Here is a 13,796-nt window from a genome sequence, read left to right as displayed (position 1 = left end):
GAATGAATATGTCGGACATTCGTGTTGGCGTGGATATCGGCGGCACGTTTACGGATGTGGCACTGGATCACCCGGGTGGCATGGCCACGTGCAAGGTGCTCACGGACTACACCGAACCCGAACGTGCGATCCTGAAAGGGATTGAAACAGCCGCACAAAAGGCAGGCATTGCACTTCACACAATTGATCAGGTCATCCATGGCACAACGCTGGTCACCAACGCGCTGATCGAACGGCGTGGCGCGCGGACAGCGTTTGTCACCACCGAAGGCTTTCGGGATGTCATCGAGATGCGGTCCGAGAACCGCTTCGAGCAGTATGACCTCAACCTCGAACTGCCGAAGCCGCTTGTTCCGCGCAAGGACCGTTTCACACTCAACGAGCGCGTCGGCCCGCAAGGCCAGGTCCTTCTCGATCTTGATGCCGGCGAAGCACGGCGACTGGCGGAACGCATCGTTGAAGCCGGTTATGAGGCCGTTGCAATCGGACTGATGCACGCTTATGCCAACGATGCGCATGAGCGCATGATGGCGGACGCGCTCAAAAAACTGGCACCTGACCTGTCGATTTCACTTTCTTCCGTGATCTCTCCGCAGATGCGCGAGCTGCCACGCTTCAACACGGTGATCGCCAACGCATATGTTCAGCCGCAGGTCTCTGCCTATCTCAACCGGCTTGTGGCGAAACTCCGAAACGCGGACGTTTCCGCACCGGTGTTCATGCTCCATTCCGGTGGCGGTCTCATCTCGGTGGAAACAGCGTCCGAGCAACCGGTCCGGCTTTTGGAATCCGGGCCTGCGGGAGGCGCAATTTTTGCCGCGGAGTTTGCCAGATCCCACCAGATCGACAAGGTGATGTCGTTTGACATGGGCGGAACCACCGCGAAAATCTGCCTGATCGAGGACGGCGCTCCAAAAACGGCAAACACATTCGAAGTCGCAAGGACCTACCGCTTCAAAAAAGGGTCCGGCATGACCGTGTCCACGCCAGTCGTGGAGATGGTCGAGATCGGCGCGGGCGGCGGCTCCATCGCGTCTATCGATACCATGGGACGTATCCAGGTGGGCCCACGATCTGCCGCGTCCGAACCGGGGCCTGCCTGTTATCAGCGCGGCGGCGTGGAACCGACCGTCACAGACAGCAACCTGGTGCTCGGGCGGCTCGATCCGGACAATTTCGCAGGCGGCGAAATTCCCTTGTCAGTTGATCTCGCGCAGCAGGCGCTCTCAGAGCGGATTGCCGAAGCGCAATCGATCCCGGTCAGCGATGCTGCCTTTGGCGTCACCGAAATGGTCGACGAGAACATGGCCAATGCGGCCCGTGTTCACACGGTTGAAAACGGCCGGGATATCGAGCACTTCACGATGATCGGCTTTGGCGGTGGCGCGCCATTGCATGCGTGCAGGCTCTGCGAAAAGCTCGGCATCAAAGCGCTGCTGATCCCTCCGGGTGCCGGTGTCGGCTCTGCGATCGGCTTCCTGCGCGCACCGTTCAGCTATGAAGCGACAAGAGGTCTATTTCAGACACTCGCGTCGTTTGACGCCGACGCCGTCAACGCAGCACTCGAAGCCATGGAAGCGGAAGCGCGAGCCTTTGTTCGTGCCGGTATCGGAGACGGCCGCACAACGACCCGCCTCACTGCGTTCATGCGGTATGCCGGACAGGGCTGGGAAATCCCCGTTCCGCTGCCGCACAAGATTTTCACCTCCGGGGATACGGACGCTATTCTGGCCGCATTCGAAAGTGCCTACAGGATGCTGTTCGGCAGGACGATCGACGGGCTCGCACCTGAAATCACAAACTGGTCTCTCATCGTGGCTTCCGAAAGACCGCAACCGGAGACAACAAAGCCGCAGGCAGGTTCGGAAGATGCCGCCGTCCTAAGAACGCGCCCGATATTTGACGCTGCACTGCGCAGCATTGTCGAGGCGCAGGAAGTCGAACGCTCAGCCATGACACCAGACAGTGTCATCGCGGGCCCGGCCGTAATCATCGAGGCGGAAACCACCACCATCGTCACATCCGCTTATCGCGCTGTTGGTCAATCCGACGGCTGCCTGTTGCTGGTCCGGAAGGATGCCAAATGACGCCGACCGCCATTGATTACCAGATCATGTGGAACCGCCTCGTCGCTGTTGTCGAGGAGCAGGCAACGACCCTGATCCGTACCGCGTTTTCAACCTCGGTCCGCGAAGCGGGAGACCTCTCTGCGGGCCTTTTCGACCGCAGCGGCCGGATGATGGCACAGGCCGTGACCGGCACGCCGGGCCACGTCAACGCCATGGCTGAAAGCGTAACGCATTTCGCGCGTGAAATCGGCTTGCAGAATATTTATGACGGCGACGTCTTCATCACGAATGATCCGTGGCTCGGGACAGGGCACCTGCATGACATCACCGTCGTCACACCGGTGTTCCGCCTCGGCCTGCATATCGGATTTTTTGCCTGTACGGCGCATGTCGTCGACATAGGCGGGCGCGGTTTCGGACCGGATGCCGGTGAAGTCTTTGAAGAAGGCCTGTTGATCCCGATCTGCAAGTTTGCCGAGCGCGGCGAGGTCAACGAACTTCTGGTCTCTGTCATTCGCGCAAATGTCAGAACGCCGGATCAGACCGTCGGCGACATGTACTCACTCGCTGCCTGCAACGAAGCGGGCAATCGCCGTCTGCAGGCAATGCTCGACGAATTCCGGATCGACGATCTGGACGGCCTTGCCGACTTCATCATGGACGCCAGCCGAAAGGCGACCCGCGAGGCAATCGCCAAGGTGCCCGACGGCACTTACCGGCATGACATGACGGTCGATGGCTATGATCGTCCGGTGGAGATCGTGGTGACGCTGAAGGTCGACGGTGACCGCTTGTCGGCGGATTTCAGCGGGACGAGCGGCATGAGCGCCTTCGGCGTGAATGTGCCGGAAGTCTATACCAGAGCCTATGCCTGCTACGGCCTGAAATGCGCGATTGCGGCCAGTGTGCCGAACAACACCGGGTCGCTGGATCCCTTTGAAATTTCCGCGCCCGAAGGCTGCATCCTTGCCGCGAAGCGGCCGGCGCCTGTCTCGGTGCGTCACGTTCTCGGGCATCTGGTGCCCGATGTCGTACTCGGCGCGCTGCACAAGGCCATGCCTGGAACCGTTCCCTCCGAAGGCGCATCGGCGCTCTGGAACATTCAGATTTCCGCCCGCCCCAGCAATCCGGAGACCGGTCTGGAAAACGCGGAAATTCTGATGTTCAACTCCGGTGGAACGGGCGCACGCCCTTCTGTTGACGGGCTTTCGGCGACAGCTTTTCCCTCTGGCGTTTCAACCATGAGCGTCGAGGCAACCGAACATGTCGGGCCAATTACCGTCTGGCGCAAGGATCTGCGCGAGGGATCCGGTGGCGCGGGCGCCCTGCGCGGCGGGCTTGGCCAGGTCATCGAGATCGAAGCGCGTGACGGCTACGACTTCTGGTTCAATGCAATGTTTGACCGGGTCGAAAATCCAGCGCGGGGACGCGAAGGCGGCCATCCGGGGGCCGCAGGCCGCGTTGAACTGACTGACGGAACGCGCCTCAAGTCCAAAGGCCGGCAACGTGTGCGAAACGGACAGCGTCTGAAGCTGAGCCTGCCCGGCGGCGGCGGATATGGCGACCCGAAACAACGGGACCGGTCGCGGCTAATTGCTGATATTGAAGCTGGAATGATCACAGCTGATCAGGCCGCAAAAGACTATGGATATTCTGGAGAAGAAAAATGAGCGAGAAAATCGCACTCGTTACGGGCGCTGCTCAGGGCATCGGATATGCCTGCGCCGAAGCACTGGCCGAAGACGGTTTCAAAGTTGTCCTGTCCGACATTCAGGATAGCGTTCATCAGGCTGCCGCGCGTCTTGGCGGCACGGGCTATGTTTGCGACATGGGCAATGTCGAGCAGATTAGCGACATGTTCGACCGGGTCGAGGCCGAGGCGGGACCGGTCGCAGCTCTCGTCAACAATGCCGGCATTGCGATGCCGGGCGACTTTCTCAAATATTCGCTCGACGATTTCAAAAGGGTGCTCGACGTCAATCTGATCGGTGTCTTCCACGCGACCCAGCGGGCCGCAAACACGATGGTCGACCGCGGCATCAAGGGTGCGATCGTGAACATGTCCTCGATCAACGCACAGGTCGCCATTCCCGCAATCCCCGCCTATTGCGCGTCAAAGGGCGGTGTCATGCAGCTGACAAAGGCCGCGGCCCTGTCGCTGGCGCCTCACGGCATTCGGGTAAATGCTGTCGGCCCCGGCTCCATCGACACGGAAATGATGGCCGGTGTGAACGCAAATCCGGAAGCCCTTGCAAAAGTCATGTCGCGGACCCCGATGGGCCGGGTCGGAACCGCCCGCGAAATCGGCAACACGGTGGCTTTCCTGGCATCGGAAAAGGCCAGCTACATCACTGGCGAGACGATTTATGTCGACGGCGGCCGACTTGGTCTGAACTACACGGTATGAACTCATGAGCGGCTACACGGAAACCTATCAGGCCTGGCTGGACGATCCCGAAGCGTTCTGGATGAACGCCGCGAAGGATATCGACTGGATGAAGGCTCCGGACATCGCGTTCGACCCTGATGCCGGAGCCTACGGTCGCTGGTTTCCGGATGGTGTCTGCAACACATGCTGGAACGCGGTGGATCGCCACGTCGCCGCTGGTCATGGGGAGCGTCTCGCGCTCGTGCACGACAGTCCGGTTACCGGGTCCAAGCAAAGCTTCACCTACGCCGAACTGCAAACAGAGGTCGGCGCGCTCGCCCAGGTCCTTCTTGCCAACGGTGTCGAAAAGGGCGACCGCGTGATCATCTATATGCCGATGGTTCCGGAAGCCATATTCGCAATGCTTGCATGCGCCCGCCTCGGGGCCATCCATTCTGTTGTTTTCGGGGGATTTGCCGCAGCAGAACTTGCGACCCGGATAGAAGACGCCAAGCCGAAGATCATCATTTCGGCGTCCTGCGGCATCGAGCCCAATCGTGTCGTTGCCTACAAGCCGCTTCTCGATGAAGCCATCGCGATGTCGGAGGACAAGCCTGAAAAGTGCATCGTTCTCCAACGGGACGCGCTTGCAGCGGACATGATTTCCGGCCGCGACCTGGACTACACAGAGACCGTCGGCGCGGCACGCGGAACCATTCCGGACTGCGTTCCGGTCAAGGCCACCGATCCGGCCTATATTCTCTACACGTCCGGAACGACCGGGCAGCCGAAGGGTGTCGTACGCGACACCGGCGGCCACATGGTGGCAATGAAATGGTCGATGGAGCACCATTACGGTGTCAAACCGGGTGACGTCTTCTGGGCAGCGTCCGATGTCGGCTGGGTCGTTGGCCATTCCTACATCTGCTACGCACCCCTTCTGCACGGCTGCGCGACAATTGTTTATGAGGGCAAGCCGGTTGGAACACCGGATGCAGGCGCGTTCTGGCGAGTCATCGCCGAACACAAGGTCGTTGCGCTCTTCACCGCGCCAACCGCGTTTCGTGCCATTCGCAAGGAAGATCCGTCGGGCAAGCTGATCGACAATTACGATCTCAGCCACTTCCGGACCCTTTTTCTGGCGGGCGAACGATCCGATCCGGCGACCATCGAGTGGGCGCAGCAGAAACTGAAACGGCCCGTGATCGACCATTGGTGGCAGACCGAAACCGGCTGGCCGATGTCCGGCAACCCGGTGGGGCTCGGCGTGCTGCCTGTCAAACCGGGATCCCCCGGCGTCCCGATGCCGGGTTACAAGATCGACGTCCTGGATGACGCCGGCAATCCGGTCCCGCCCGGGACACTTGGCAACATCGTCTGCAAGCTGCCCTTGCCGCCGTCCGGAACGCCCACGCTCTGGAACGCCGAAGAGCGCTTTTTCAGCGCGTATCTGAAGGACTTTCCCGGTTATTACACGACGTCCGACGCCGGCATCATCGACGAGGACGGATATGTCTTCATCATGGCGCGCACGGACGACATCATCAATGTGGCCGGGCATCGTCTTTCAACCGGCGCTATGGAAGAAGTGATCGCCGCACACAAGGACATCGCCGAGTGCGCGGTCATCGGTGCCGCCGACGCCCTGAAAGGACAGATGCCAATCGGTTTCTTCGTTCAAAACGATGGCGCAGGCCGGGACGAGGCCGAGCTTGAAAATGAGCTCGTGGCACTGGTGCGGGAAAAAATCGGCGCCGTCGCGGCCTTCAAGACGGCCATGGAAGTCAAGCGGCTTCCCAAGACCCGATCCGGCAAGGTCCTGCGCGGCACGATGCAAAAACTCGCCGACAATCAGGACTTCAAGATGCCGGCGGCAATCGACGACCCGGCGATCCTCGACGAAATTTCAGACGTACTTGCCGACCACGGCTACAGGAAGGTGCAGGGATGATCGAACGGATTCACACTGGTCAGCGCATGAGCAAGATCGTCAAACACAATGGTGTCGCCTATCTCTGCGGCCAGGTCGGTGCAGGCGACAGCGTCGCCGAACAGACCCGCGACTGCCTCGCACGTGTTGACGCCCTTCTTACCGAAGCGGGTTCCGACCGGGAGCACATCCTGCAGGCAATCGTCTGGTTGGCGGACATGGCCGACTTTGCCGAAATGAACGCCGTTTGGGATGCCTGGGTCCCGGAAGGACACGCCCCGGCACGCGCCTGCGGCGAAGCGCGTCTCGCCAGAGACGTATTGAAAGTGGAAATCATTGTGACCGCTGCCGTCAAGGAGGACACCTGAGATGGAAATGCCCGCTGTCGAACTCCGCAAGGTGAACAAGTATTACGGAAGCTTCCACGCGCTCAAGGATATCGACTTTGCCGTTACCAAGGGCGAAAAGATCGTCGTCTGCGGCCCGTCAGGATCCGGCAAGTCAACCATGATCCGAACGATAAATCAGCTCGAGGAACACCAGTCCGGTGAAATCCTCATCCATGGTGACGAGATCTACGCAGATGCCCCGAATATCGAAACGCTCCGGCGTGACGTCGGTATGGTGTTTCAACACTTCAACCTCTTCCCGCACATGACCATTTTGGAAAACTGCACGCTTGCACCGATGCTGGCGCGCAAGGAAAGCCAGAGCGAAGCGGAAGAGCGCGCGATGGGGTATCTGGAAAAGGTCCGGATTGCCGATCAGGCGCTCAAATATCCCGGTCAATTGTCGGGCGGTCAGCAGCAGCGTGTTGCGATTGCACGCGCACTTTGCATGAAGCCCGATATCCTTCTCTTTGACGAGCCGACCTCAGCCCTCGACCCGGAAATGATCGGCGAGGTTCTGGACGTCATGGAAACGCTTGCAAAGGAAGGCATGACGATGATCTGCGTCACGCACGAAATGGGATTTGCAAAACGCGTTGCCGACCGGGTCATTTTCATGGACGCCGGCCAGATTGTTGAAGAAGCGGATCCGATATCCTTTTTTGAAAATCCGACCAATCCCAGAACCAAACTGTTTCTCGAGCAGGTGCTTACACACTGAGTGCTTGAGCTTTGCTCCTCCCCAAAAACATAGAGGTTCCCTCCCAGGGCAGCCTGCCTGGACCCGGCCGAAGCGCCGGGTTTTTTCTGAAGTGATTTCTCGGCTCAAGGCTGAGCGCTTCGTACCGGTCCAAGGGACCTGGAATGCCCGGGCAAGCCGCTCCGGGCATTCCAATGCCATAGACCGCTACTTCTTCAAGGAAGCAATAAAGGCGTCGACATCGGTCAGCGACAGATACTCGACTTCCTCAGTGCCGCTGTCGGTGAACTTCCAGACAACGGCCGGAGCCGAAACGTCGCCATTTGCGTCGAAACGCACGTCACCTGTGGCACCCTGGTATTTCACCGTGCCGCCGCCTGCGAGCGTATCCTTGGCTGTGCTGAATCCAGCGGTGTCCGCAGTGATCGGCGTGCCGGACGGGTCCGTTACTTTGGCGACGGCAGCTGCGATATCAGCACCGGACGCGTCCTTGCCAGCTGCTTCCATTGCAAGCAGCGCAATCATTGCCGCATCGAAGCTGTTGGCAAGACCGGGTCCGTTCGGTTCCGAGCCGAATTTCTCCACATAGGCGGCCTTGAAAGCGTCGGCACTGGCAACACGCGGCGATGCCGTGTCCGTTCCCAAGGCACTCCCGAGATACTGCAGCCCGACATTGTCCCTGAATTCATCTGACTTGAGGGAGTTTGCCAGGATCATGTTCTGCGTTCCGCCGAGCGACAGCCATTCGCGTACCGCCGATGTTCCCTCGTTCGGGTATAGAGCGAGATAAAGTGCATCCGGCTGGCCGCCGATCGCTTCAGTCACCTCGGCCCGATAGGAGGGTTGTGCGTCGTTGATGGCGACGGAAGACGTCACCTCAATGCCGGCTGCCGCGAAGTCGGCCGCGATCAGGCGCGCCATGTCCTGCCCCCAGTCGTCGTTCTTGTAGAGGACGGCAACTTTCTTGTAGCCCTTGTCGGCAGCTACTTTCGCGCCCATGGCCGACTGCACAGCGGTCGTGGCAAATGTCCGGAACCAGAGGCCGTTCGTCTTACCGTCTTCCGACAGCTTCGTGAAAGCCGTTGACGACGAGCAGCAGGACATCTGCATGACACCGCCCGGAACCGTTACGGAGGTCAGGATCGGCATGGACACGCCGGAGGACACGGCTCCGAGCAGTACATTGACCCCTTCCAGATCGACAAGGGCCTTGGCTGCATCCACGCCGACCTTCGGATCGACCTGGGTGTCGCGGAGCACCATCTCTATCTGGCAGCCCGCAGCGCCGCCCGCTTCATTGACCTGATCAACGGCAAATTGGGCGACTTCCGCAATCGGGCGTCCCCAGTCGACTGATGTCGGCAGCGTCGCACCGATTTTTGTCGTGCAATCCTGCGCCTGAACTTCCGTCCCGAGCGCAGATACTCCAGCCGCGAAGGCGGCAACAGTCAGTAACGTTCTCATGTGAACCCCTCTGCTTGTGTTTTTTCCCGGTTCTGACCGGGTTGAGAAACGATCAGCCGCTCCGGAAAGAGGCCCTGCGGCCTCCAAAGCAGCATGCCGACGATCACAAGGCCGATCAGCACGAACTGGATCGACCCCGTGTAAAGCTGGGCTTCGATGGGCGCGAAGCGTGACAATGCCCACCCGGAAAATGTCCAGGCGCCCCAGATCAGGAATGCGCCTGCCAGGGCGCCGCGCGTGTTGCCGGCGCCGCCGACGATCAGCATGGCCCAGATCTGGAAGGTGAGAATGGGAAGAACGTCCTGCGGGCTGACGAAAGCGTAGAACGTTCCATAAAGGCCACCGGCAAGCCCGATGATAACGGAGCCCGTGACAAAGGAGATCAACCGGATCCGGTCTGGTGCCTTGCCGAGCGACCTGGCAGCGGTTTCGTCTTCACGGATCGCACGCAGCAATCGACCGAACGGTGACACCGTCAGCCTTTCAAGAAAAACATAGACAGCACCAAGGATCAGCAGCACGACAACAAGAAAAGCGGCGTTGTAGGTGAAGCCGTCGCCCAGCATATCCCTGAAAGGCCGTTCGAAGCCGCGGATCCCCTGCGCGCCGCCCGTCAGACCGGTCGCGTTCCGCATGACATTCTCAAACGCCACCGCCACCCCGAATGTCGCGATCGCCAGATAATCGTGCCGCAGCCTCAGTGTGAGCTTGCCGACAATCCAGGCAAGAATTCCCGCCGCAAGCATCCCACCTGCCAGGGCAAGTGGATAGAACAGGCTGAAGCCGCCGAGCTGACCGTCCTGCGGTGCCCCGCCCAGGATCAGCGTGCCATAGGCACCTGCGCCGAACGAAGCCACTACACCGCCGTTGAAAAGGCCCGTGTTTCCCCATTGCAGGTTCAAGCCGAGAACTGCGATCCCGAGGATCGCGGCAACCGTTGTGAAGAAGACGAGATAAGAGACAACGCCGATCATGCGCGCGCCTCCCCGAAAAGACCGTTGGGACGGATGAGGAGGACAAGAAGGATCATCAGGAACGGCACAGACGGCGAATATCCGGACGGCAACACGACGAGTGCGATGTTGGACGCGATGCCGACGATGAACCCGCCCAGAACCGCGCCATAGACGCTGCCGATACCGCCGACAATCGTGGCGGCGAAGATCGGCAAGACGAGGTCTCGTCCCATCACGGGCGTGATCTGATAACTCAGCCCGTAAAACACGCCGGCGAGAGCGCCCAGCGCACCGCCGATGATCCAGACGGCCACGATCATCTGTTTCAGATTGACGCCATGGACTTGTGCCAGGCTCGGGTTTTCCGCGATTGCCCGCAGGGCGAAACCAAAGGTCGTTCGTGAAAAGACCAGGTAGAGAACGAACATGATCAGCAGTGCGGCGATCAGCACGAAGACCTGATCCGGCTTCACCAGCAGCAGCGGATCACGCGACAACACCATGGCGAACGCGATGTCGCGCGAATAGAGCTCGCTCGACAACCCGAAAATCAAACCGATGACATTTCGGATAACCAGTGACATTCCAAAGGATGCGAACACCATCGACAGTTCGCCCCCTTTCTGCCGCACCCGGCGAAAAACCAGCTTGTCGATCAGAACGGCGGAGAGGCCAGTCACCACCATGGAAATGAGGATCGACAGGGCGAGCGCGCCCGTCATGGACAAGGGCCCGATCTTTGCCGACAAGACCGGAAGCAGGCTTTCGAAAAGCTTGTCGAATACAAGCGCGCAATATGCCCCGATCGACAAGAGTTCTGCGTGGGAGAAATTCGCGAAGCGCAGGATGTGCATCACCATTGTCAGGCCGATGGCACCGAGTGACAGAAAGGACCCGACCAGAATGCCGTCGACAAGATGCTGGATCATGCCGCCCCCTTCCGTTCTCCGCCGAGATAGATCCGACCCAGCGCCGGGTCCTGCAGCAACGCTTGCGCCGGCCCGTCGATCTGGTTCCGGCCTTCGGCGAGCACGTAGCAATGGTCAGCACGCTTGAGCGCCTGTTTGACGTTCTGCTCCACCAGCACCACCGAAACGCCCTGATGGGTGAGATGCTTGACGTGATCAAGAACCTCTTCGGCTGCCTTTGGAGAAAGGCCCGCAGACGGCTCATCCATCAGGATCAGGCGCGGTTCAACCGCGAGCGCCAGGGCAATAGCCAGGAACTGACGCTGACCGCCTGAGAGCGCGCCGGCCTTGTCGCGCCGCTTGTCCGCAAGCACGGGAAACCTCTCGAAAAGTGACGCCAGGCGTTTTTCGCGCTTGCCGTGGGCCTTGAGCGCGAGATCCAGATTTTGCTGTATCGTCAATGTTCGGAAGACATTGTCGGTCTGAGGCACATATGCCATGCCGTTGTCGGACATCCGGTCCGGTGACATGCCGGTGATGTCTTTCCCCGATAGCCTGACATGCCCCTTCGAGACGGATAACAGACCCGCAACCGACTTGATGAGTGTTGATTTCCCCGCACCGTTCGGACCGATAATGGCCGTCAGTTGCCCGGTTCCAGCAGACAGTGACACCTTTCGCAGGATCGGAAGATCCGGCACATAGCCTGCGGTCAGAGCGTCTATCTCAAGCACGGCCTCAGGCATCCATCGGCGCTCCCAGATAAGCATCCAGAAGGATCGGATTGGACTGTGCTTCGGCTGATGTGCCCTGAAACACGACCTTACCCTCGGCCATCGCAATCACCGGATCACAATGGCGCATCACGAAATCCATATCGTGTTCGATGATGAGAAACGTCTTGCCGCTCCGGTTCAGTTCTTCGATCTTTTCGATAAGCACTTCGGTGAGCGCAGGGTTCACGCCTGCCGCCGGCTCGTCCAGAAGGATCAGTCTCGGATCGCCCATGAGGACCCGTGCAAGTTCCAGAAGCTTCATCTGGCCGCCGGAGATTTTGCCTGCCGGCTGATCGGCAACCGGGCGAAGTGTCAGAAAATCCAGAACCTCCAGGGCCCGTTTCCGAATTGTTTCCTCTTGTTCGCGAATTGTCTTCTTGCCGAATACGGCACCCAGCAGCGTCTCGCCGGTCTGCTCCAAAGGGGCCAGCATGACATTTTCCAGAACACTCATGCGCGCAAAGGGCCGGGGGATCTGAAAGGTGCGACCGAGGCCGATGGCAAATCGACGGTCCGGTGGCAGTCTGGATATATCGGTTCCGAAAAGAGAAACCGTCCCCCGCGTCGGGGACAACTCGCCTGCAACGACATTGAACAGCGTCGACTTGCCCGCACCATTGGGGCCGATCAGGCCGGTGATCGATCCTTCGCGTATTTGCACCGAGACGTTGTCGACGGCGGTGAAATCGCCAAACGTCCGGCTCACGCCGCTGAGGGTGAGGATCGCGTCATCCATTGGACGCACCCAGAACCGCATCGTCCGGACGGGCATTCAGATTGTACTTCATGATCCTGCCGTGCCGTCCGGTCCGGTCGCGCTCCAGAGCAAAGACCGGTCCTTGCGGACCAGGCGCGGCGTCCAGCAGCCTCGAAATACGCGCTAGGTCGGTTTCGTCCAACTGAAAGCGGAAAACCTCGAGCGTCTTCGGCAAGTGTCTGGCGTATCGGGCGCCGACAATGGCCGCGGCCACCTGCGGCTGCTGGAGCACCCATCGCGTCGCGACCGAGCTCAACGTCACTCCGTAGCGGTCGCCGATGTCCTTCAACAGGTTCAGAAGGCCCTGAAACGCGGACCAGGAACCGAATTCATCGATGATCAAACGGTACTTGACCAATGACCTGTTCTCAAAGGCAAAGCCGGGATCCGACTTGCCAAGCCAGTTTTCTGTCAGGAACCCTCCGGCCAGTGTACCGTAGCACAGCAGTTTGATGTCGTGGTCCCCGCACCAGGGCACCAGCGATTTTGCCGGTCGCCGGTCAAGCAGGGAATATTGCACCTGGGTCGAAACAAGATCGATGCCGGCATCAAGGAACGGTTTTGTTTCCGGGATATCCCAGTTGGTGACGCCCAGATGCGCGATCTTGCCTTTCTTCTGGCAGCTCTTTAGAACCTCCATCGCGCGGACGGGCGCACCGATCGTGCTGTCCCACCAGTAAAACTGGACCAGATGCAGGCGTTCGATGCGAAGCCTTTTGAGAGACCTGTCGATGATCGCCTCAATTTCGTCCGCACGCAGGTCTGCAAGACGTTCGAGGTCGGGAACCAGTTTTGTATGAACCTGTACCCGGTCCGCTGCTTCACACCCGCGGCGACGCCTCAGATCGCCGATGAAGGCGCCGATCATTTCCTCAACGCCGGTATAGATGTCAGCGCAATCGAACGCGGTGATACCTGCGTCGAGAAAGGCTTCCATATCCGCGATCGCTGTTGTGGGGTCTACCGGTCCGTGATCGCCTGCGAGCTGCCAACCACCCTTGATGACGCGCGGGATCCGGTAATCCGGACGAAGCGGTGTTGTTTCCACACTCATTCCGCCTCATCCTTTTGCCAGTATGGCGTGCCGCGCGCTTCGGGCAGGCCACTCGTTTCAGCATGGGTGAACCAGCGCTTTTGCGTGCGTGTTATCCGGAATCGCCCGCCGCAATGCGGGTCGGCACAGGCAACTTCCGCATCGGTCGACATCCAGTCATTCGGGTGCGTGTCCCGTTGTTTGGCCGGCAGAAGCGGCAGGACCGCCGCGAGCGCATACATGGAAACACGCTGCCCTTCGGCGAATACAAGTGCTTCGCCCTCCACGGCGAAACTTTCGCCTTCAATGTGCCGGCACACAGGTGTTCGCCCGTCGAGAACTGTCTCCACTTTCAGGTCATAGAGCCAGAACCCGTCCTCTTTTTCAGAGGATGTTTCTTCGAGGTCACCTTTGTTTTCGTCAGCCACCGCTCCCCACTTTTTTGT

Annotated in this window: 13 protein-coding genes; 6 read left to right on the top strand and 7 right to left on the bottom strand. The window is 59.7% G+C overall.

Annotation, left to right across the window (positions count from 1 at the left end; all coding sequences use genetic code 11):
• Nucleotides 1-2 precede the first annotated feature (2 nt).
• From ABVF61_RS29705 to ABVF61_RS29680, 6 genes are read left to right on the top strand one after another with little or no spacing between them, the layout of a single operon-like run.
• Nucleotides 3-2,087: a hydantoinase/oxoprolinase family protein gene (locus ABVF61_RS29705; RefSeq protein WP_353997219.1), complete on the top strand. Its 2,085-nt coding sequence runs from the start codon at nt 3-5 to the stop codon at nt 2,085-2,087.
• A complete protein-coding gene (locus ABVF61_RS29700; protein WP_353997218.1) occupies nt 2,084-3,739 on the top strand; it encodes a hydantoinase B/oxoprolinase family protein in 1,656 nt (551 codons plus the stop codon). The genes ABVF61_RS29705 and ABVF61_RS29700 overlap by 4 nt, the downstream gene beginning before the upstream one ends.
• Nucleotides 3,736-4,476 (top strand): SDR family NAD(P)-dependent oxidoreductase, encoded by a 741-nt coding sequence (locus tag ABVF61_RS29695; protein WP_353997217.1) that lies wholly within the window; start codon nt 3,736-3,738, stop codon nt 4,474-4,476. The genes ABVF61_RS29700 and ABVF61_RS29695 overlap by 4 nt, the downstream gene beginning before the upstream one ends.
• A gap of 4 nt (nt 4,477-4,480) precedes the next feature.
• On the top strand, nt 4,481-6,388 hold the full coding sequence (locus tag ABVF61_RS29690; RefSeq protein ID WP_353997216.1) for a propionyl-CoA synthetase: 1,908 nt from the start codon (nt 4,481-4,483) through the stop codon (nt 6,386-6,388).
• Entirely contained in the window at nt 6,385-6,735 is a 351-nt protein-coding gene (locus tag ABVF61_RS29685; protein WP_353997215.1) for a RidA family protein, read from the top strand. Before ABVF61_RS29690 ends, ABVF61_RS29685 begins: the two co-directional genes overlap by 4 nt.
• Before the next feature lies 1 nt (nt 6,736).
• Nucleotides 6,737-7,477 carry an amino acid ABC transporter ATP-binding protein gene (locus tag ABVF61_RS29680; RefSeq protein ID WP_353997214.1) on the top strand — a complete coding sequence of 247 codons (741 nt, stop codon included), beginning with the start codon at nt 6,737-6,739 and terminating at the stop codon, nt 7,475-7,477.
• Nucleotides 7,478-7,663: 186 nt separating this feature from the next.
• Here the strand turns inward: ABVF61_RS29680 and ABVF61_RS29675 are convergent, their stop codons facing one another.
• Genes ABVF61_RS29675 through ABVF61_RS29645 form a run of 7 tightly spaced genes read right to left on the bottom strand, consistent with a single transcriptional unit; the run spans nt 7,664 to nt 13,778 of the window.
• A complete protein-coding gene (locus tag ABVF61_RS29675) occupies nt 7,664-8,920 on the bottom strand; it encodes an ABC transporter substrate-binding protein (protein ID WP_353997213.1) in 1,257 nt (418 codons plus the stop codon).
• Nucleotides 8,917-9,894, bottom strand: coding sequence for a branched-chain amino acid ABC transporter permease (locus ABVF61_RS29670; protein WP_353997212.1), 978 nt, complete (start codon nt 9,892-9,894; stop codon nt 8,917-8,919). The genes ABVF61_RS29675 and ABVF61_RS29670 overlap by 4 nt, the downstream gene beginning before the upstream one ends.
• Nucleotides 9,891-10,805, bottom strand: a complete 915-nt coding sequence (locus tag ABVF61_RS29665; protein WP_353997211.1) for a branched-chain amino acid ABC transporter permease — start codon at nt 10,803-10,805, stop codon at nt 9,891-9,893. Before ABVF61_RS29665 ends, ABVF61_RS29670 begins: the two co-directional genes overlap by 4 nt.
• Nucleotides 10,802-11,530: an ABC transporter ATP-binding protein gene (locus ABVF61_RS29660; RefSeq protein WP_353997210.1), complete on the bottom strand. Its 729-nt coding sequence runs from the start codon at nt 11,528-11,530 to the stop codon at nt 10,802-10,804. Before ABVF61_RS29660 ends, ABVF61_RS29665 begins: the two co-directional genes overlap by 4 nt.
• Nucleotides 11,523-12,296, bottom strand: a complete 774-nt coding sequence (locus ABVF61_RS29655) for an ABC transporter ATP-binding protein (RefSeq protein WP_353997209.1) — start codon at nt 12,294-12,296, stop codon at nt 11,523-11,525. The genes ABVF61_RS29660 and ABVF61_RS29655 overlap by 8 nt, the downstream gene beginning before the upstream one ends.
• Nucleotides 12,289-13,371 (bottom strand): aldo/keto reductase, encoded by a 1,083-nt coding sequence (locus ABVF61_RS29650; RefSeq protein WP_353997208.1) that lies wholly within the window; start codon nt 13,369-13,371, stop codon nt 12,289-12,291. The genes ABVF61_RS29655 and ABVF61_RS29650 overlap by 8 nt, the downstream gene beginning before the upstream one ends.
• On the bottom strand, nt 13,368-13,778 hold the full coding sequence (locus ABVF61_RS29645) for a TIGR04076 family protein (RefSeq protein ID WP_353997207.1): 411 nt from the start codon (nt 13,776-13,778) through the stop codon (nt 13,368-13,370). Before ABVF61_RS29645 ends, ABVF61_RS29650 begins: the two co-directional genes overlap by 4 nt.
• Nucleotides 13,779-13,796 lie beyond the last annotated feature (18 nt).

The organism is Roseibium sp. HPY-6 (assembly GCF_040530035.1).
Taxonomy (GTDB): domain Bacteria; phylum Pseudomonadota; class Alphaproteobacteria; order Rhizobiales; family Stappiaceae; genus Roseibium.
Note: the sequence above shows the minus strand (reverse complement) of the source record. Positions and strands in the feature narration are given on the sequence as shown.